Origin of the sequence: Seohaeicola saemankumensis, assembly GCF_042678485.1 — a bacterium.
Taxonomy (GTDB): domain Bacteria; phylum Pseudomonadota; class Alphaproteobacteria; order Rhodobacterales; family Rhodobacteraceae; genus Seohaeicola; species Seohaeicola saemankumensis.
Genome location: NZ_JBHTKR010000004.1, coordinates 450146 through 469695, shown reverse-complemented (window position 1 = coordinate 469695; position 19550 = coordinate 450146). Strand labels below are relative to the sequence as shown.

Annotated in this window: 18 protein-coding genes; 11 read left to right on the top strand and 7 right to left on the bottom strand. The window is 64.0% G+C overall.

Going from position 1 to position 19550, the window contains the following annotated elements; translation table 11 throughout:
• Window positions 1-35: 35 nt before the first annotated feature.
• The gene (locus ACFQ3C_RS11925; protein ID WP_380791997.1) at window positions 36-1013 is read left to right on the top strand and encodes an OmpA family protein; all 978 of its coding nucleotides are present in this window, start codon (window positions 36-38) and stop codon (window positions 1011-1013) included.
• A 58-nt stretch (window positions 1014-1071) separates the two neighbouring features.
• Here the strand turns inward: ACFQ3C_RS11925 and ACFQ3C_RS11920 are convergent, their stop codons facing one another.
• The 4 genes from ACFQ3C_RS11920 to ACFQ3C_RS11905 all read right to left on the bottom strand — a co-directional run bounded on the left by ACFQ3C_RS11920 (window position 1072) and on the right by ACFQ3C_RS11905 (window position 5655).
• Window positions 1072-2340, bottom strand: a complete 1269-nt coding sequence (locus tag ACFQ3C_RS11920) for a glycerate kinase type-2 family protein (protein WP_380791995.1) — start codon at window positions 2338-2340, stop codon at window positions 1072-1074.
• A gap of 55 nt (window positions 2341-2395) precedes the next feature.
• Window positions 2396-3661 (bottom strand): ABC transporter permease subunit, encoded by a 1266-nt coding sequence (locus ACFQ3C_RS11915; RefSeq protein ID WP_380791993.1) that lies wholly within the window; start codon window positions 3659-3661, stop codon window positions 2396-2398.
• The gene (locus ACFQ3C_RS11910) at window positions 3658-4467 is read right to left on the bottom strand and encodes a taurine ABC transporter ATP-binding protein (protein ID WP_380791991.1); all 810 of its coding nucleotides are present in this window, start codon (window positions 4465-4467) and stop codon (window positions 3658-3660) included. Before ACFQ3C_RS11910 ends, ACFQ3C_RS11915 begins: the two co-directional genes overlap by 4 nt.
• Before the next feature lie 189 nt (window positions 4468-4656).
• On the bottom strand, window positions 4657-5655 hold the full coding sequence (locus ACFQ3C_RS11905) for a taurine ABC transporter substrate-binding protein (RefSeq protein ID WP_380791989.1): 999 nt from the start codon (window positions 5653-5655) through the stop codon (window positions 4657-4659).
• 384 nt (window positions 5656-6039) lie between these two features.
• Between ACFQ3C_RS11905 and ACFQ3C_RS11900 the strand changes: the two genes are divergently transcribed.
• Window positions 6040-7425: an aminotransferase family protein gene (locus ACFQ3C_RS11900; RefSeq protein ID WP_380792141.1), complete on the top strand. Its 1386-nt coding sequence runs from the start codon at window positions 6040-6042 to the stop codon at window positions 7423-7425.
• A gap of 64 nt (window positions 7426-7489) precedes the next feature.
• Here ACFQ3C_RS11900 and ACFQ3C_RS11895 read toward each other — a convergent pair whose 3' ends face one another.
• Window positions 7490-7834, bottom strand: a complete 345-nt coding sequence (locus ACFQ3C_RS11895) for an antibiotic biosynthesis monooxygenase family protein (protein WP_380791987.1) — start codon at window positions 7832-7834, stop codon at window positions 7490-7492.
• A 120-nt stretch (window positions 7835-7954) separates the two neighbouring features.
• On the opposite strand from ACFQ3C_RS11895, the gene pdxR reads away from it, so the two are divergent.
• From pdxR to ACFQ3C_RS11855, 8 genes are all read left to right on the top strand, one after another.
• Complete coding sequence (pdxR, locus tag ACFQ3C_RS11890) at window positions 7955-9424, top strand: MocR-like pyridoxine biosynthesis transcription factor PdxR (RefSeq protein ID WP_380791985.1); 1470 nt, start codon at window positions 7955-7957, stop codon at window positions 9422-9424.
• Between the two features lie 109 nt (window positions 9425-9533).
• Window positions 9534-11312 carry a sulfoacetaldehyde acetyltransferase gene (xsc, locus tag ACFQ3C_RS11885; protein WP_380791983.1) on the top strand — a complete coding sequence of 593 codons (1779 nt, stop codon included), beginning with the start codon at window positions 9534-9536 and terminating at the stop codon, window positions 11310-11312.
• Window positions 11313-11473: 161 nt separating this feature from the next.
• On the top strand, window positions 11474-12412 hold the full coding sequence (locus tag ACFQ3C_RS11880) for a phosphate acyltransferase (protein WP_380791981.1): 939 nt from the start codon (window positions 11474-11476) through the stop codon (window positions 12410-12412).
• A complete protein-coding gene (locus ACFQ3C_RS11875) occupies window positions 12409-13476 on the top strand; it encodes an acetate/propionate family kinase (protein ID WP_380791979.1) in 1068 nt (355 codons plus the stop codon). Before ACFQ3C_RS11880 ends, ACFQ3C_RS11875 begins: the two co-directional genes overlap by 4 nt.
• The gene (locus tag ACFQ3C_RS11870; protein WP_380791977.1) at window positions 13473-16295 is read left to right on the top strand and encodes a molybdopterin oxidoreductase family protein; all 2823 of its coding nucleotides are present in this window, start codon (window positions 13473-13475) and stop codon (window positions 16293-16295) included. The genes ACFQ3C_RS11875 and ACFQ3C_RS11870 overlap by 4 nt, the downstream gene beginning before the upstream one ends.
• Window positions 16292-16444 carry a hypothetical protein gene (locus tag ACFQ3C_RS11865; RefSeq protein ID WP_380791975.1) on the top strand — a complete coding sequence of 51 codons (153 nt, stop codon included), beginning with the start codon at window positions 16292-16294 and terminating at the stop codon, window positions 16442-16444. Before ACFQ3C_RS11870 ends, ACFQ3C_RS11865 begins: the two co-directional genes overlap by 4 nt.
• Window positions 16441-17196, top strand: a complete 756-nt coding sequence (locus tag ACFQ3C_RS11860) for a 4Fe-4S dicluster domain-containing protein (RefSeq protein WP_380791973.1) — start codon at window positions 16441-16443, stop codon at window positions 17194-17196. The genes ACFQ3C_RS11865 and ACFQ3C_RS11860 overlap by 4 nt, the downstream gene beginning before the upstream one ends.
• A 1-nt stretch (window position 17197) precedes the next feature.
• Window positions 17198-18070: a dimethyl sulfoxide reductase anchor subunit family protein gene (locus tag ACFQ3C_RS11855; RefSeq protein WP_380791971.1), complete on the top strand. Its 873-nt coding sequence runs from the start codon at window positions 17198-17200 to the stop codon at window positions 18068-18070.
• On the opposite strand, the gene ACFQ3C_RS11850 is transcribed toward ACFQ3C_RS11855, so the two are convergent.
• Both ACFQ3C_RS11850 and ACFQ3C_RS11845 read right to left on the bottom strand, forming a co-directional pair.
• Window positions 18071-18736, bottom strand: a complete 666-nt coding sequence (locus ACFQ3C_RS11850) for a DUF1523 family protein (protein WP_380791969.1) — start codon at window positions 18734-18736, stop codon at window positions 18071-18073.
• Between the two features lie 20 nt (window positions 18737-18756).
• On the bottom strand, window positions 18757-19026 hold the full coding sequence (locus ACFQ3C_RS11845; protein ID WP_380791967.1) for a hypothetical protein: 270 nt from the start codon (window positions 19024-19026) through the stop codon (window positions 18757-18759).
• A gap of 167 nt (window positions 19027-19193) precedes the next feature.
• Between ACFQ3C_RS11845 and ACFQ3C_RS11840 the strand changes: the two genes are divergently transcribed.
• Complete coding sequence (locus ACFQ3C_RS11840; protein ID WP_380791965.1) at window positions 19194-19535, top strand: cupin domain-containing protein; 342 nt, start codon at window positions 19194-19196, stop codon at window positions 19533-19535.
• Window positions 19536-19550: the final 15 nt, after the last annotated feature.

The following is a 19550-nucleotide window of genomic DNA, read 5'->3' as shown; positions in this document are numbered from 1 at the left end:
GGATATCCCCCATCTCCCACATGCGCGGCCGGGCGATGGCGCTGATCATCGGGCTTGCCCTTGCAAGCCCGTCCGCGGCGCTGGAGCTGACATTGCCCTTCAGCAGCCAGTTGACGACCCGCGTGGTGACCGCGCCAGACAGCCATGCGCTTGCCATCGGCCCCTACGCTGACGGGCAACTACCCGTCCTTGACCTGGAAGGGCAGGTCGAACGGCAGGTCTTTCGGATACCGGGACAGGCGCTGACGACGCTGCAGATCTTCGCCCCACTCCGCGAGCAGATCATCGCGGCAGGATATGACACGATTTTCGAATGTCATGCAGCCTCATGCGGGGGGTTCGACTTCCGCTTTGCGACCGAAGTCATCTCGGCGCCGGACATGTATGTCGATCTGACCGATTTCCGCTTCCTCTCTGCCGCGCGCGGCGAACAGGATCACCTGGGATTGCTTGTCAGCGCATCATCGAATGCCGGCTTCTTGCAGATGATCCGCGTGACCGCCACGGTCGCGGCCGAAGCCCTGCGCGTCTCGCGGCCGGGTGTACCCGCGCAAGCCCGGACGCCCACCGGCACGGAAAGCCCCGCAGAACCGGGAACGGCGCAGACCGGCAACCCTACCCCGTCGCAAGCGTCCTTGTCGCTGGCCGACAGTCTGAACCGGATGGGCCATGTCATTCTGTCCGATCTCAGCTTCCCCACTGGGTCATCCCGCCTGGCATCGGGCAGCACGCCTTCACTTGAAAGCCTGGCAGATTTCCTGCGCGCAGACCCGACACGCCGCGTTGCACTGGTGGGCCATACTGATGCGGTCGGGGCACTGGCTGGCAACATCGCGCTGTCGCGACAACGGGCCGCCGCAGTCCGCGACCGCCTTGTCACGGAATACGGTATTCCGGCCAACCAAATGGAAGCCGAGGGGATGGGCTATCTCTCTCCGATCGCCCCGAATACCACAGCCGCAGGCCGCGAGGCCAACCGCCGGGTCGAGGCGGTTCTTCTGAACACCGAATAGCCTGTTCCGGGTTTTGCCTGAAACACTGCGGTGCCCCGGCTTTTATGGCAAAGCGCGATCAGCCCCGGATCAGGATGGCGCGCAGGTCGTTGACATTGGTGCCTGTTGGCCCCGTCACGAACAACTGACCCACCGCATCGAAGGCGGCCCATGCGTCATGTGCCGCAAGCGTCATCGCGGGATCATACCCGGCACCGCGCATCCGCGCGGCAGTTTCGCCATCCGCGAAGGCGCCCGCGTTGTCCTCGGACCCATCGATGCCGTCCGTATCTGCGGCAAGCGCGGCGATACCGGCGCAGCCCTCGACCGACAGGGCGAATGACAGCAGGAACTCGGTATTCCGGCCGCCGCGCCCGGCCTTGTCGCGGATCGTGACCGTGGTCTCTCCACCCGACAGCATGACGACGGGGGGCGCGAAGGGGCGGCCCCGGCGCGTCACCTCGCGCGCCATGGCGCCGTGCATGCGCGCCACCTCGCGGGCTTCGCCCTCGATCGCGTCGGACAGGATGACCGCATCGACACCGGCCGCCCTGGCAACCTCGGCTGCGGCATCCAGCGAGCGTGCGGCGGATGCAATCACATGAACCTCATTGCCGGCAAGCCGGGGATCGCCCGGCAAGGGGGCATCCTCGGGCGCGTCCGTCAGAAAACGCGCAAGCCGCGTGGGCAATATGATGCCATGATCCCGCAGCGCCGCGCGCGCCTCGGCTCGCCCGACCCTGTCGGCCACGGTCGGACCTGACGCAACTTGCGCCGGATCATCTCCCGGTACATCCGATACGATCAGGCTGACGACCCGTGCGGGATGCGCGGCCAGCGCAAGCCGCCCCCCCTTGATCCGGCTGAACTGCTTGCGGATGGCGTTCATCGCCCCGATCGGCGCGCCAGAGGCCAGCAAAGTCTCGTTCAGCGCAACCTCATCGGACAGGTCCAGCCCTGCGGCAGGGGCGGCCAGAAGGGCAGATCCGCCACCACACACCAGCGCCACCACCAGATCATCCGGCCCCAGCCCAGCAACCGCCGCGAACAGGGCATCCGAGGCCTGAAGGCCGGCCTTGTCAGGCACGGGATGCGCCGCTTCCAGAACCCTGATGTGGCGCGTGGGGCAGGCATAGCCGTAGCGGGTGACCACGACACCCTCCAGCGGTGCATCCCACAGGTCCTCGAAAGCTGCGGCAAGCTGTGCTGCACCCTTTCCGGCGCCAATCACGACGGTGCGGCCCCTTGGGCGGGCAGGCAGATGCGCGGCAAGGGCTTTCCGGGGATCCGCCGCCGCCACGGCAGCCTCGAACATGGACGCCAGAAGGGCGCGATCCTGCGGGGTCATTTCGGGTCTTTCTTCAAGGCTGCGTTGTCAGACGCGCCCTTTCCAGGGCACTGGTTCAAACGCGCCCTTTCCAGGGCACCAGCCACTTTTCCGCCATCCGCATCAGGATGTCGATACCATAGCCGATCACCCCGATCAGGATGATCCCCATGATCACCACATCGGTCAGCTGGAAGCGGCTTGCCACCATGATCATCATGCCCGCGCCCTTTTCGGCGGCCACCAGTTCCGCGGCCACAACCGTGCCCCAGCAAACCCCCATCGCGACCCGTGCGCCGGTGAAGATCTCTGGCAGCGAATTCGGCATGATAACATGGCGCAGGATCTGCCACTTGCTGGCCCCCAGCGAATAGGCGGCATGGACCTTGGAAATGGCCACACCGGAAACCCCCGCCCGCGCCGCGATGGTCATGATCCAGAGTGCGGCCAGAAACAGCAGGATGATCTTTCCAGCCTCGCCGATTCCTGCCCAGATGATCACCAACGGGATCAGGGCCAGCGGCGGCACCGGGCGCATGAATTCCACGATCGGGTCGAACCAGCCACGGAACCAGTCCGACAGGCCCATGGCATAGCCCAGCGGGATACCCACCAGCGCCCCAAGCACGAAGCCCGCGATCACACGGAAAAGCGACCAGCCCAGATGCTCCCAAAGGGTGAAATTCTGGTAACCTGTTGCGGCGATTTCAACCACGCGGGCCACCACTGCCTCGGGCGGGGGCAGCCAGATCGGCTCCATCTGCAAGCCGCGCGGCGGGGAATAGTTCAATGTGCCGCGTGACGTGACCGTGACGCGGCCGGCCTGGGTTTCCACCGTGCTGCCGGCCTCGACGGGCGCGCCTTCGATCGCAACGATCCTCGCGCCATCGGCGCGCGAGATGTCGTCATTGTCATCCCAGGTCACAAGCACGGACCGCCATGCGCTGACGGCCACCACGTCGTTGCGGGCAAAGCCCGCACCCGGTTCTGCATCAGGGGCGGGTGCGCTTTCGCCTACCGGGTTCACACGGGCAAAGACCGTTGCATCATCGCGCGCGCCGTCGGGCCCTTCGACCGTGTAGGTGAATTGCGCCTCGCCGGTGAACGGGCCGGGCGCATGGACAGGAACCCATTTGCTGCCGGTAAAGGCCCCCCACAACAGGAAGATCGCAAGGATCGAGATGATGCTGGCCGCGCGATCCGCCCGCACTGCGCTTTCGTCACCAAAGGTCACGGTCTTGAGCGAGGTAAAGTCATGCCGTTCGCGCAGACGGCGCAATCCCACACGGATCAGGATGAAGCTGCCGGTGAAGATCGCAAGATAGATGAACAGCGGGATCATGCGCCTGCCTCCACGCTGCGGCCCATGATCTCTTCTTCCATGTCCCAGATCATGCTCAGGATCTCCTCGCGTTTGGTCGCGAAATCAGGGTGTTTCTTCACGGTGCGCAGGTCCTGACCCACGCCCATCTCGGCGAAGGGCAGCCGGTATTCGCGATGGATGCGCCCCGGTCTTGGTGCCATCACCAGAAGACGTTCGCCCAGCAGCAATGCCTCCTCGACCGAATGGGTGATCAGGATGATGGTCTTGCCGGTTTCCTTCCACAGCTTCAGCACAAGCCCCTGCATCTTTTCGCGCGTCAGCGCATCCAGCGCGCCAAGCGGCTCGTCCATCAGGATCACGTCAGGATCGTTGGCCAGACAGCGGGCAAGTGCCACGCGCTGCTGCATCCCGCCCGACAGTTCATAGACCGATTTTTCCTTGAAATCGCGCAGGCCGACCACCTCAAGCAGGTGATCGACGTTTCCTTTCCACTGCGCCTCGCGCTGGCCTGCCATGCGCGGCCCGAAACTGACGTTATCGCGGACGCTCATCCATTCGAACAGGGCGCCCTGCTGAAAGACCATGCCGCGCTCAGCCGCGGGCCCCTTCACCCTTGCGCCGTTCAGCGTGATCTGCCCCTCGGTCGGCGCCAGAAAGCCCGCCACGATGTTCAGCAGCGTGGTCTTGCCGCAACCCGACGGTCCCAGAACACTCAGCAACTCGCCCGTGTTCAGCGTCAGGCTGACATCGCGCAGTGCCTGTACATGACCGCCATTCGGCAGATCGAACCGCATCGAGATATTGTCGATGGAAAGCGTCGACACGTGCTGCCCCTTCCTGAGTTCAGGTCCGGTTCCGCGTTGCGCCCCGGAAAGGAACGTCAGGCAACCGGTTTCTTCTTGCTAAAAATATCCCCGCCGGAGGCATCCGACCGAGGCCAAGCAAACCATGCCCCGCGATGGGCACGAACGGGGCAAGACAGCCGCAACAGGCCGCCTTGCCCCGCTTTGGTGTCACATGCCCTGTGCTGCGGCCAGGGGGCCGGTAACCACGCGGTCGGCGTAGCTGTCCAGGGCGGCGGGGATGCTGCCGGCCTCGACAAAGACCTGTGCCACGCCTTGCATGAACTCCTGCGCGCCGCCGCCCAGCCATTTGGCATCAAGCTGCTCGGCCACGGTGGGGAAGACGAAGGTGTCGATTGTGGCTGCGGTCGCATCCAGGTCCATGCCGGCGTCCTTGGCGATGACCGGCAACATCTTGTCGCGGTTCGCGGAGTCCGCCCACATGGCATTGGCGTCGGCCGTGACCTTGAGGAACTTGGCCACCAGATCCGGGTTTTCGGCCACGAAGGATGCGGGCGCGCTGGTCACGTCGAAGACCAGGATGCCCAGCGCCTCTTTCTCGGCCCCGGTCAGCAGGACGTTGCCATGCTCCTTGGCGCGGCGCAGCGATCCGCCCCAGCCGCAGAACATGTCGACAGCGCCCTGCGCGATGGCGGCGGCACCTTCAGGGGGCGCCATGTTCACGATCTCGAGGCTGGCCAGATCGACCCCGAAATGGGACATCTGCTTGAGAAAGCCATAATGTGCGGCAGTTCCCAGCGGCACGGCAACCTTCTTTCCGGCCAGATCGGCGGCGCTGGTCTTGTCGATCTCCAGCGCGCTGGCAACGACGCAGTTGTCATTGTCGGCATAGGAAACCGCGACATCCACGATCTTCAGGTCCTGTCCCGCGCTGGTTGCCACCACGAAGGGCGGGACGCCCTGGCTGACCGACAGCTGCACATCGCCAGATGCCATCGCCGCGCTCATCGCGGTGCCGGTATCAAACGCGCGCCAGTTGACCTTGACGCCCATGACCTCGTCGTAGGTTCCCATTTCCTTGGCGTACTGGAAAGGCATCGGCCATTCAGTGAAATATGCCACGGTGATTTCCTCGGCCATGGCAACGGTCGCCATGGTGCTCATGGCCAGGCCGGCAACGGCCCCCAGCAGTCCTGCTTTCGGTGTCATCAATATCTCCCGTTGGTTACGCCACCTGTTTGCGGTGGTCTGTCGATTCCGGCAAAGGGTGCGTCATGCTCAACAAAGCGGCACCCGACTGCCAGGGATATCGGACTGGAAAAGCCGATTCCGATCAATGATTTTCTGGGTGTTCAAATCCTGACCGCCTGTTCCGGCGGCCTTTTTAAGTCAATCAGAACGAAGTTTTCAGTTTATCTTCAGCCCCTTGGTGCAAGCGGTCGAAAAACAGGCACGGAATTTCCCAAGATCTGGCCTTACTGAAGCTTCTGATTTGGCCCTATTTCTTTAGCACCCTTTGCGTGTGATACTGCGCCTGATAGCCCGCTTTTCCGCGGGCAGATTATTCATGCAGACAGATGGAGCGGCAAGATGATGGACGGCAAGTTCGACAATGACATTCAGGCTGTTGTGGACGCCGATCGCGCCCATGTCTGGCACCACCTGAGCCAGCACAAACCCTATGAGACGACAGATCCCCGGATCATCGTCGAAGGCAAGGGAATGCGCGTCTGGGACCAGAAGGGCAAAGAGCATCTGGATGCCGTGTCCGGCGGGGTCTGGACCGTCAACGTCGGCTATGGCCGCGAGCGGATCGCGAATGCCGTGCGCGACCAGCTGATCAAGCTGAACTACTTTGCCGGCTCTGCCGGGTCGATCCCCGGCGCGATGTTTTCGGAACGGCTGATCGAGAAGATGCCGGGCATGAGCCGCGTCTACTACTGCAACTCGGGGTCCGAGGCGAACGAGAAAGCCTTCAAGATGATCCGCCAGATCGCGCACAAGCGTTATGGCGGCAAGAAGCACAAGATCCTGTATCGGGACCGCGATTATCACGGCACGACCATCGGCTGCCTGTCCGCAGGCGGTCAGGACGAACGGAACGCGCAATACGGCCCCTTTGCCCCCGGTTTCATCCGCGTGCCGCATTGCCTTGAATACCGTGCCGCCGATCAGGGCGCGCCGGTCGAGAATTACGGTGAATGGGCGGCCAACCAGATCGAAGCGGTCATTCTGGCCGAAGGCCCCGATACCGTCGGGGGGATCTGTCTTGAGCCGGTCACAGCCGGTGGCGGGGTCATCACCCCGCCCGAAGGCTATTGGCAGCGCGTGCAGGAGATCTGCCGCAAGTATGATGTCTTGCTGCATATCGACGAGGTCGTCTGCGGCGTGGGTCGCACCGGCACCTGGTTCGGCTATCAGCATTACGGGATCCAGCCGGACATGGTGACCATGGCCAAAGGTGTGGCATCCGGCTACGCCGCCATCGCATGCCTTGTGACGACCGAGGCTGTCTTCGACATGTTCAAGGACGATGCGACCGATCCGCTGAACTATTTCCGCGATATCTCGACCTTCGGCGGATGCACGGCGGGCCCCGCGGCGGCGCTTGAGAATATGGCGATCATCGAAGAGGAAGGTCTGCTGGAGAATACCACCAGGATGGGCCATTACATGCTGGACCGTCTGGCCGAACTGAAAGACAAGCATGCCGTGATCGGCGATGTGCGCGGCAAAGGGCTGTTCCTGGGCGCGGAACTGGTGGCGGATCGCGCAACGCGCGAGCCGATGGCCGAAAAGAAGGTCCAGATGGTCACCGCCGACTGCATGGCGCAGGGCATCATCATCGGGGCCACCAATCGCTCGCTGCCCGGCCTGAACAACACGCTGTGCTTCAGCCCGGCGCTGATCGCGACCAAGGACGACATCGACCAGATCATCGAAGGTGTCGATGCCGCCCTGACCCGCGTCTTCGGCTGACGCCGGCATCGGCAAATTCAAAAGGGGCGCGGGACGTCTTCCGCGCCCCTTTTTTTCATGGCGACTACCCGTGGATCGCCTTGCTGTCGTCGGGCGCCTGGTCCCGATCCATCTTGCCGTAGTCGCGCAATACGTGCAGCACCTTCAGCCTGTAATCGGCAAACATCTGGCCGCGACCGGCCTTCTGAGCGCCGCGATGTTCGGGCAGCTGTCGCCAGCGATCCAGCGCCGCCTCATCCTCGAAGAACGAGATCGACAACAACTTGTCGGGGTTGGTCAGGCTCTGGAAGCGCTCGACGCTGATGAAGCCCTCCATCTCCTCGACCAGCGGGCGCATCTTCGCGGCCATGTCCAGATAGGGCTGTTTCATGCCCTCTTTCGGGGTGACCTCGAATATCACTGCAATCATCTGGCGTTCCCTTTCCTGTCCGATGCGCCAGGCCAGCATCGCCTGTTGCCCCGCTTGGGACAAGCCTTTGACGCTTAAGACCAGTTTACGCACCGGGTAAGTCCAGCATAGACTGTTCGCATGGCCATACCCGTCGAAACCTTTTTCCTTGATCCGGCGTCTCTGGGCACGCTGCAAGCGCGTATCCAGCAGATGATCGCGGGCGGCATTCTTTCAGGACGGTTCCGCCGCGGAGAGAAACTGCCCTCCACCCGGAAACTGGCATCACATCTGGGCATCAGCCGTATCACCGTCACGCTGGCCTATACCGAATTGCTGGCCAATGACTATCTGGCGGCAAAGGGCCGATCCGGGTATTTCGTATCCGAGAACGCGCCGGAACCACCACCATCCGCGGCTGTTCCCAGTCGCGGCGACACCGTGGACTGGACCCGCGCCATAGGGCAGCGATTCACCGGCGGCTCTACCCCGGTAAAGCCACAGGACTGGGCGAGTTTTCGTTATCCTTTCATCTACGGCCAGGCGGATCCGACGCTGTTCGATCATGCCAACTGGCGGCTTTGCGCCTTGCAGGCACTGGGCGCGCGGGACTTCACCGCGCTGACCACGGATTACTATGATCAGGACGATCCGAAACTTGTCGAATTCATCGCCCGCCACACCCTGCCCCGGCGCGGGATCGTGGCGCGCCCATCCGAAATTCTGGTGACGCTTGGCGCGCAGAATGCGCTGTGGCTGACAGCGCAGGTGTTGCTGACCCAACGACGCCTCGCCGCGATCGAGGACCCGTGCTATCACGCGCTGCGCGATATCCTGACGCAATCGCGCTGTCGCCTGGCGCCGGTGGCGGTCGATGCCGACGGATTGCCGCCCGATGCGATCCCGGATGGCACCGATGTCATCTTCACCACGCCAAGCCATCAATGCCCCACGTCCGCGACCATGCCGATGGCCCGCCGCACCGCACTGCTGGACCGCGCCCGCGATCTGGATGCGATCATCGTCGAGGATGATTACGAATTCGAGATGTCATATCTCTCGCCCCCGTCGCCCGCCCTGAAATCCCTCGATGGCGAGGGGCGCGTGATCTATGTGGGCAGCTTCTCCAAGTCGCTTTTTCCGGGGCTGCGGCTGGGCTACCTGGTCGGGTCCGAGGCCTTCATCCGCGAGGCGCGCGCCCTGCGCGCCAGCGTGCTGCGTCATCCGCCCGGCCATATCCAACGCACCGCCGCCTATTTCCTGTCACTGGGTCACTACGATGCACAGATCCGCCGCATGGCCCGGACCCTGGCCGAGCGCCGCCGCGTTCTGGAGGACGCCATCCAGAGCCAGGGCCTGACCATCGCCGGGCGCGGCACCTTTGGCGGCTCCAGCATCTGGATGCGTGCACCTGATGGGGTCGATACGGGGCAGGTGGCCCTGGACCTGCGCGGCGCGGGGGTTCTGATCGAACCCGGCGCGCCATTCTTCGCTGATCCGGTCCCGGCCGCGCCATTCTATCGCCTGGCCTATTCATCGATTCCGGCCGCGCGGATAGGTGAGGGTGTGCGCCTTGTCGCAAAGGCCCTGCAAAATGCTACGCGACACTGATCCTGGACCTAACTGCCAGCCTCAACTGGCCCTATTGCCCCCATGGTCTGCCGCCTAATCTGATCCAAAGGCCCGCTGTGGCCCCTTTCCCATGACCGGAGCTGCCCACATGAAGATGACAACCGAAGAAGCTTTCGTGAAAACCCTGCAGATGCACGGGATCGAACATGCCTTCGGCATCATCGGTTCTGCCTTCATGCCGATTTCGGACCTGTTCCCGCGCGCGGGGATCACTTTCTGGGACTGCGCGCATGAGGGGTCTGGCGGGATGATGGCCGATGGCTACACCCGTGCCACGGGCAAGATGTCGATGATGATTGCCCAGAACGGCCCTGGCATCACCAATTTCGTGACTGCCGTGAAAACCGCCTACTGGAACCACACGCCGCTGTTGCTGGTCACGCCGCAGGCCGCCAACAAGACGATCGGCATGGGCGGCTTCCAGGAAGTCGAACAGATGGCGCTGTTCAAGGACATGGTCGCCTATCAGGAAGAGGTGCGCGATCCATCCCGCGTGGCCGAGGTGCTGAACCGCGTGATCCTGAACGCGCGCCGCATGTCGGCGCCGGCCCAGATCAACATGCCCCGCGATTACTGGACGCAGGTGATCGACATCGACCTGCCCGAGATGGTCACCTTCGAACGCCCCGGCGGCGGTGACCAGGCAGTGCAGCGCGCCGCCGACCTGCTGTCCAGCGCCCGCTTCCCGGTGATCCTGAACGGGGCAGGCGTGGTGCTGGCGGGGGCGATCCCCGCCTCCATGGCGCTGGCCGAACGCCTCGATGCGCCGGTCTGCGTGGGTTATCAGCATAATGATGCCTTCCCCGGCTCGCACCCGCTGTTCGCCGGCCCGCTGGGCTACAACGGGTCCAAGGCGGGCATGGAACTGATCGCCAAGGCGGATGTGGTGCTGTGCCTGGGCACGCGCCTCAACCCCTTCTCGACGCTGCCGGGCTATGGGATCGACTACTGGCCGAAGGACGCGAAAATCATCCAGGTCGATATCAACCCGGACCGGATCGGCCTGACCAAGAAGGTCAGCGTCGGCATTGTCGGTGACGCGAAAAAGGTCGCGGCCTCGATCCTCGAAAAACTCAGCCACACAGCGGGCGATGAGGGTCGCGCCGACCGCAAGGCGCTGATCGCGCAGACCAAATCGCAATGGGCGCAGCAACTGTCCTCGATGGATCACGAAGATGACGATCCCGGCACCACCTGGAACCAGCGCGCCCGCGCCGACAAGCCGGACTGGATGAGCCCGCGCATGGCCTGGCGCGCGATCCAGTCGGCGCTGCCCCGCGAGGCGATCATCAGCAGCGACATCGGCAACAACTGCGCGATCGGCAACGCCTATCCCGCATTCGAGGAAGGGCGCAAATACCTCGCGCCCGGTCTGTTCGGCCCCTGCGGCTACGGCCTGCCCTCGATCATCGGCGCCAAGATCGGCTGCCCAGACACGCCCGTGGTGGGTTTCGCTGGCGATGGCGCCTTCGGCATCGCCGTCACCGAACTGACCGCGATCGGCCGTCCGGAATGGCCCGCCATCACCATGGTCGTGTTCCGCAACTACCAATGGGGCGCGGAAAAGCGCAACTCGACCCTGTGGTATGACGATAACTTCGTCGGCACCGAGCTGGATGAGCAGGTCAGCTATGCCGGTATCGCGCGCGCCTGCGGTTTGCAGGGCGTTCAGGCAAAAACCATGGACGCGCTGCGCGACGCCCTGGCGCGTGCGATCGAGGATCAGATGCAGCATGGCAAGACCACGCTGATCGAGGCGCTGATCAACCAGGAGCTGGGCGAACCCTTCCGCCGTGACGCGATGAAGAAACCTGTGTCGGTCGCCGGCATCTCAGCCGCCGACATGCGCCCGCAGATGCCTGCCTGATCCCCTTTGCCGGCGTCCGGCGTGCCCGCGTTTCTTCTTGCCGCAAATATCCCCGCCGGAGGCATCCCCGGCGGAGGGCTTGCGCCTGCATCCCCGCACGGGCGGAACGCATGTTCTGAATGCTTGCCTATGGCGCCAACCCGTGCTCGATTGAGCCTGTCATGAGAGAACCCTTTCCCTTCCTCTCCGCGATCACGGCGGATGCCCCGCGCCGCCTGCTGGATCAGGCGCGCGGGCTGCCGGTGCCGCGCGTGGCGCTGGTCAATGCGGGCAGCGTGAATGCCCTTGAAGGGATCCGCGAAGCAGCCGAGGCGGGCCTTGCACATCCCGTGCTGATCGGCGACGCGGCGAAGATCCGGCAAGTGGCCGAACAGATCGGCTGGGATATCGCCCCCCTGCGCCTGATCCATGCGCCGGGGCCCGAAGCAGGCCGTCGCGCGGCGGAACTGGCCCGCCAGGGCGAGGTCGACGCGATCATGAAGGGGCAGGTGCATACCTCGGTGTTCCTGAAAAGCCTGCTGCCCCGGTCCGCGGGGCTGCGCGATGCCGCCACGCGCTGCGGGCATGTGTTTCACATCACCGCACCGCATTCGGACCGCCCGCTTTTGCTGACCGATGGCGCGCTGAACGTGGACCCTGATATTCCGACGCGGCAGGCCTGCCTGATCCATGCGGTGGATCTGGCCCGGAAACTTGGGATCGAACGCCCCAAGGCCGGGATCCTGTCCGCCAACGAGGACCCGCTGCCGTCGCTGCAGAATTCCATGGACGCGGCCGTGATCGCCGCCTGGGCAAAGACCGCCCTGCCGCAAGCCGATGTCGCCGGGCCCATGGCGCTCGATCTGATCTTCTCGGCCGAGGCGGCGGCGGCCAAGAACTACATCTCGCCGGTGGCGGGCGATGCCGACATCATCCTGACCCCGAACATCACGACGGGGAATGCGATTTTCAAACTGATGTCACTGGGCATGGGCTGCTGCGCTGCGGGGATCGTGCTGGGGGCCAAGGTGCCGATCCTGCTGACCTCCCGCGCGCAGGGTGCGCCCGCGCGCATCGCCTCGGCCGCTTTGGGCGTCATTGCAGCGGGGGCGCGGCCATGATCCTCGTGGTCAACGCAGGCTCCAGTTCGATCAAGATCGAAGTCTTCGATCACGCACTTGAATCCGTCATCGAGGGCGCCGTGTCCGAAATCGGCGGTGCCGCCCGGATCAAGATCGCAGGCCAGGCGCATGGCGTTGATGCCGCCGATCACGAGGCGGCCCTGTCGCATCTCCTGGCCGCCTTGGCAGAGGCGGGCATCACGCTGGACCGGCTGACCGCCGCGGCCCATCGCATCGTGCATGGCGGCGCGCATCTGACCGCTCCCGTCCGGTTGACACCGGATGTCCTGGCGCAGATCGCTGCCTGCAACACCTTGGCCCCGCTACACAATCCCCACAACCTGTCGGGCATCCATGCGCTTGACCACCTGGCACCGGACCTGCCGCAATTCGGCAGTTTCGACACCGCCTTTCACGCAACGAACCCCGAGGTTGCCGTCACCTATGCGATCCCGCAGGCCGAACGCGCCAAGGGCATCCGGCGCTATGGCTTTCACGGCCTCAGCTATGCCGGTCTGGTCGAGGCACTGCGCCCCGATCTGCCACGCCGCCTGCTGGCCCTGCATCTGGGCAACGGGGCCAGCCTCTGCGCGATCCTTGAGGGTCGCTCGGTCGCAACCTCGATGGGATATTCGCCGCTGGACGGGTTGGTGATGGGCAGCCGCGCCGGCAGTATCGATGGCATGGCGGTTCTGCGGATGGCCGACGATCACGGGATTGAACGCGCTGCCCATCTGCTGAACCATGACAGCGGCCTGCGCGCCATCGGAGGGACCAATGACATGGCGCAGCTTCTGGCCAGCGGGACAACCGAGGCGCGCTTTGCCGTGGATCATTACTGCTACTGGGCCGCGCGGCACGCCGGATCGGCCATCATCGCCATGGGCGGGCTGGATGCCATCGCCTTTACCGGCGGCATTGGCGAGAATGCAGCCGTGGTGCGTGACCGGATTGTCCAGCATCTTGACTGTTTCGGACCTGTCCCCGTCCATGTGGTTCCCGCGGATGAGGAACGCCAGATCGCGCGCGATGCGCTGTCACTGATGGAAGGGGCGCAGGGATGATCCAACCGCATCTGGATACCTCGCCGCCCGTCTCGGACGAGATCCGCAAGACCACCTGCTACATGTGCGCCTGCCGTTGCGGGATCAATGTGCACATGAAGGGCGGCAAGGTCGCCTATATCGAAGGCAATCGCGACCATCCCGTCAACAAGGGCGTTCTGTGCGCCAAGGGATCGGCGGGGATCATGCAGGTCAACGCGCCGTCGCGCCTGCGCGCGCCGCTGAAACGGGTAGGGCCGCGGGGATCGGGCCAGTTCGAAGAAATCAGCTGGGACGAGGCGCTGACGCTTGCCACCTCATGGCTGAAGCCGCTGCGCGACACGGCACCGGAAAAGCTGGCGTTCTTCACCGGCCGCGATCAATCGCAAAGCTTCACCGGCTGGTGGGCGCAGCAATTCGGCACGCCGAATTTCGCCGCCCATGGCGGGTTCTGCAGTGTCAACATGGCAGCCGCCGGCATCTACACGATGGGCGGCGCCTTCTGGGAATTCGGCCAGCCAGACTGGGATCACACCAGGCTTTTCATCCTGTTCGGCGTGGCCGAGGATCACGATAGCAACCCGATCAAGATGGGCATCGGGCGGATCAAGGCGCGGGGTGCGCGCGTCATTGGCGTCAACCCGATCCGGTCCGGCTATAACGCGGTGGCCGATGACTGGCTGGGGATCACGCCCGGCACTGATGGCCTGCTGATCCTGTCGTTGGTGCATGTCCTTTTGCAGGCGGGCAAGATCGACCTTGATTACCTGTCCCGCTACACCAATGCGCCCGTGTTGGTGAATGGCGATCCGAAATCGCCCGAACATGGCCTGTTCCTGCGCGATGAGGCGGGCAAGCCGCTGGTAATCGACCGCGTGACCGGCAAGCTGACGCCATTCGATCAACCTGGTGTGCGCCCTGATCTGGCCGCCTCGCATCGTCACGCGGGCGTGACGCATCGGCCGGTGATGCATCTGCTGGCCGAACGCTACCTCGATCCGCAATACGCACCCGAGACGGTCGCCGGTCGTACCGGCATTCCCGCCGCAAAGATCCGCGCGCTGGCCGCCGAGATCGCGCATACGGCCTTTGACGATCCGGTGATCCTGCACCGCGAATGGACCGATTTCCGTGGCGAAACGCACCAGACCATGATCGGCCGCCCCGTGGCCTTTCACGCGATGCGCGGGATCTCGGCGCATTCCAACGGCTTCCAGACCGCCCGCGCGCTGCATGTGCTGCAAATCCTGCTGGGCGCCGTGGAAACACCCGGCGGCATGCGGTTCAAACCGCCCTATCCCAAGCCGGCCACCGCGCATCCCAAGCCGCATTGCAAGGTCACCCCGGGCGCGCCTCTGGATGGCCCGCACCTGGGCTATGTGCAAGGGCCCGATGATCTGTGCCTGCGCGACGATGGCAGCCCCGCCCGTATCGACAAGGCGTTTACCTGGGACAACCCGATGTCGGCACATGGCCTGATGCATATGGTCATCAGCAACGCCCATGCGGGCGATCCCTACAGGATCGACACGCTGTTCATGTACATGGCCAACATGTCGTGGAACTCGTCGATGAATACCGGCGGCGTGATGCAGATGCTGACCGATACCGATGAAAACGGCGATTACGTGATCCCGCGCATCATCTATTCGGATGCCTATAGTTCCGAAATGGTGGCCTATGCCGACCTGATCCTGCCCGATACCACCTATCTTGAGCGGCATGACTGCATCAGCCTGCTGGATCGCCCCATCGCCGAGGCGGATGCCGCCGCCGATGCGATCCGCTGGCCGGTGATCGAACCGGATCGCGATGTGCGCGGGTTCCAGTCGGTGCTGCTGGATCTTGGCGCGCGGCTGGGCCTGCCGGGCATGGTGCAACCGGACGGAAGCCCGACCTATGCCGACTATGCGGATTACATGGTCAACCACCAGCGCAAGCCCGGCATCGGCCCCCTGGCCGGATGGCGGACGGGTGACAAGGGTCTGGCCCATGGGCGCGGCGGCCCGAATGCCGCGCAGCTGGACGAATATATCGCCAATGGCGGTTTCTTCGTCGCCCATGTGCCGGAAGATGCGGCCTATTTCAAACCCTGGAACCGCGCCTATCAGGATTGGGCTGTTCAGATGGGCTTCTATGACAGCCCGCAGCCCTATCTGTTCCAGCTTTATGTCGAACCCCTGCGGCGTTTCCAGCTGGCCGCCGAAGGGCACGGAACACGCCAGCCGCCCGACCATTTGCGCGCGCGGATCAAGACCACGCTGGATCCGCTGCCGATCTGGTATGCCGCGCTTGAGGATGGCCATGCCGACCCTGAAGAATTCCCGATCCACGCCCTGACCCAGCGCCCGATGGCGATGTATCATTCCTGGGGGACGCAGAATGCATGGCTGCGCCAGATCCATGGGATGAACCCGCTCTATGTGCCGACAAACCTGTGGCGCCAGCATGGCTTTGCCGATGGGGACTGGGCACAGGTGACTTCCGCCCATGGCGTGATCACGGTGCCGGTCGCGCATATGGCGGCGTTGAACGCCAATACCGTCTGGACGTGGAACGCCATCGGCAAGCGCAAGGGCGCCTGGGCGCTGGATGAAACGGCGCCCGAGGCTGAAAAGGGGTTTCTGTTGAACCACCTGATCCATGAATTGCTACCGCCACGCGGCGATGGCCTGCGCTGGTCGAATTCCGATCCGGTGACGGGACAGGCCGCATGGTTCGACCTGCGCGTGAAGATCGAAAAAGCCCCCGCACCGGCCCGCAGCCAGCCCGCCTATCCGCCGATCACATCACCCGTGGGCCAAGGCCCCGCCAATCTTGCCTGGAAGGTAGAGACATGACCCCGACGCAACGCACCCTTCTGGTGATTGCCGTCTTCGTGACGCTGATCGTCGGCAGTTTCATCTGGTTCATCGTCACATGGGATCCGTCGAAGGAAGAGCCTGTGACGCGCCTGCCCGCGCCCCCGATTGCGGAGAATCTGGCATGACCACGCTTCCCGACAGGACCGAACGCAAGCTGGGGCTGGTGATCGACCTTGATACCTGCGTGGGCTGTCATGCCTGCGTGGTGTCCTGCAAGGGATGGAACACCCAGAACTACGGCGCGCCGCTGTCGGATCAGGACCCTTACGGGGCCGACCCGTCCGGCACCTTCCTGAACCGCGTGCACAGCTACGAGGTGCAGCCAGCAGCGGGCGCCGCGCAACTGGTGCATTTCCCGAAATCCTGCCTGCATTGCGACAACGCGCCCTGCGTCACCGTCTGCCCCACCGGGGCCAGCTACAAGCGGCGCGAGGACGGGATCGTCCTGGTGAACGAGGATGCCTGCATCGGCTGCGGCCTCTGCGCCTGGGCCTGCCCCTATGGCGCGCGCGAAATGGACATGGCCGCCAAGGTCATGAAGAAATGCACCCTCTGCGTGGACCGCATCTATAACGACAACCTGCCCGAGGTGGACCGCGTGCCCGCCTGCGTCCGCACCTGTCCCAGCAATGCGCGGCATTTCGGCGATCTGTCCGACCCTGACAGCGAGGTCAGCCAGCTTGTTGCGGCGCGCGGCGGCATGGACCTGATGCCCGAACAAGGCACGGCGCCCGTCAACAAATACCTGCCACCGCGCCCCAAGGACCGGTTGGACCAGGCCGGGGATATCGACGTTCTGGCGCCGTTTCTGGCGCCGGTGACGGATCAGCCCAAGGGTTTCCTGGGCTGGCTCGACAAGGCATTGGACAGGCTCTGAGATGCATCCGGCACCGTCCATCATCGCCTTCACAACGCTGTCGGGCCTTGGCTTTGGCCTGATGTTCTGGCTGGGCATCGGCATGCCCGGTTCAACCGGGCTGGTGGCCTTCGTGTTCTTCGCCATCGCCTATGCGCTGGCGGGGGGCGGATTGATCGCCTCGGCCTTCCACCTGGGCCACCCGGAACGCGGGTTGCTGGCCTTCACGCAGTGGCGCTCAAGCTGGCTGAGCCGCGAGGCCCTGTGTGCAGTAGCCACCCTTGCCGTGATGGCCGCCTATGCCATCGGGCGCGTGTTCCTTGCCGCCGACTGGGTGCCGCTGGGCTGGCTGGGTGCGATCCTGGCCCTGGGAACCGTATTCACGACCTCGATGATCTACACGCAGATGAGGACCGTGCCGCGCTGGCGCAGCCCGCTGACGCCCGCGCTGTTTGTGTCGTTGTCACTGGGTGGCGGGGCGCTGCTGGCCGGGCAGGTCACCTGGGCGCTGATCCTGCTGACGCTGGCCGGCATTCTGCAGCTGGCATGGTGGTGGCAGGGTGATCGCGCCTTTGCCGCATCCGGCACGACCATGGCCAGCGCCACGGGCCTTGGCGGGATCGGGTCGGTACGCGCCTTCGAGCCACCCCATACCGGCCCCAACTACCTGCTGCGCGAGATGGTGCATGTCGTGGGGCGCAAACATGCGGCCAAGCTGCGGGTGATTGCCTTTGTGCTGGGCTTCGCGCTGCCCATCGCGCTGCTGCTGGCGCCGTTCAGCCATATCCTGGGCCTTCTTGCGGTCTTCAGCCATATCGCAGGCATCCTTGCCTCACGCTGGCTGTTCTTCGCCGAGGCCGAGCATGTCGTCGGGCTTTATTACGGCAAACGCTGATCAGCGCGCGGGGGTCTTTCCCCGCACATTGTCCCACCAGCGCCTGACCTTGCCGCGCCGGTCAATGACATGGTCGGTTGCCGCTTCAAGACTATCGCCGATGTCTTCCAGCACCGGATCAATGCGGGCCTGCCGGAACCGCCGCCAGCGCACCCAGATCGCCCATGAGAACCCGGCCAGCAGCGTCAGGATGGTGATATTGATCCAGGGGATGATCGTCACATCGGGGCTGTCCACGCGCCAGATCTTGATCGCATTGGGATAGATCGACAGGAATTCGTTGCGCCATCCATAGTGGCGGATCACGACCCACTGGGCCTGCTGACCACTGGTCGAGCGGCTTTCCAGGTCGGCCGCCTGCGCCTGCAGGTTCGACGTGTTGAACTTGAAATAGGGCGGCCAGCCCCAGCCCGTATCCTCGTTGCGATAGATCATCGGACGATCATTGGTCCGGAAGGTCTGGATGAAGAACACGTCCCGGTTCTGTGGATTGACCGCATCCCCCGTCGGCGCATTGGCCCAGAAGATCGAGTTCTCGCCGAAGTCTATCCGCTCCAGATAGGTATCGGTGATCCGCGCCACGTCATGCTGCGGAAGGGTATAGTGCAGAAAGGACGCGACCAGCAGCCAGAAGCTTCCGATGAAGGTCCATTTCACGTAACGCATGATCCCGTTTTCCTTCGCGGTCAGTGGAAGTTTACCAGATAGATGACCACGGCGATGGTCACAACCGGCACGATGTAGACACCCCAGAGAAGTTTGCGCCGCAACGAGCGGTCATAGATCTTCAACCCCCGCCTGACGAATTCATCACGGTCGCCGCGCCGGATATCTTCGTCCCACTTGCGACCCAGCTTGCCCCGCCTGACAGATCGCGAGTAAAGCGACAGCGAGACATAGATCACCGTCAGGACGACAAATCCCACAACGATCAGTCGCGCCAATGCCAGTACCATGCACCTGTCTCCTTGCAACGGGGCCATCATGCCCCATGACGACCGGCAGTGCACCCTTCTTGTAGAACTGTGTGCGGCGCGTCCCGGTTTCAACCCTGGCGCTTGGCCCTTGCCTCTGGCGACCTGCCCGCATTAGCCTGCGGCCAGTTTTGCAAGGAAGTGACCCCATGTCAGACCTGTTCTTTCCCATCACCCCGACAGGCCCCGGCGAGGTGGAGCGCCCCGCCCCAGACCGCGTGGTCACAGGCGATCCCGTGTTCACCTCATGGACGCTCGAGGATCGGGAGGGGCTCTACTGCGGTATCTGGGAATCGACACCCGGTGCTTGGCGCGTCTCCTATGACGAATGGGAATATTGCCGGATCCTGTCGGGTGTCAGTATCCTGACCGAAGAGGGCGGCGCGCCCGTGACCCTGCGCGCAGGCGACAGTTTCGTGCTGCGGCCGGGGTTTCGCGGCACTTGGGACGTGGTGGAAACCACCCGCAAGGATTTCGTGATCCGCCTGTGATCCCTGAAGCAATGC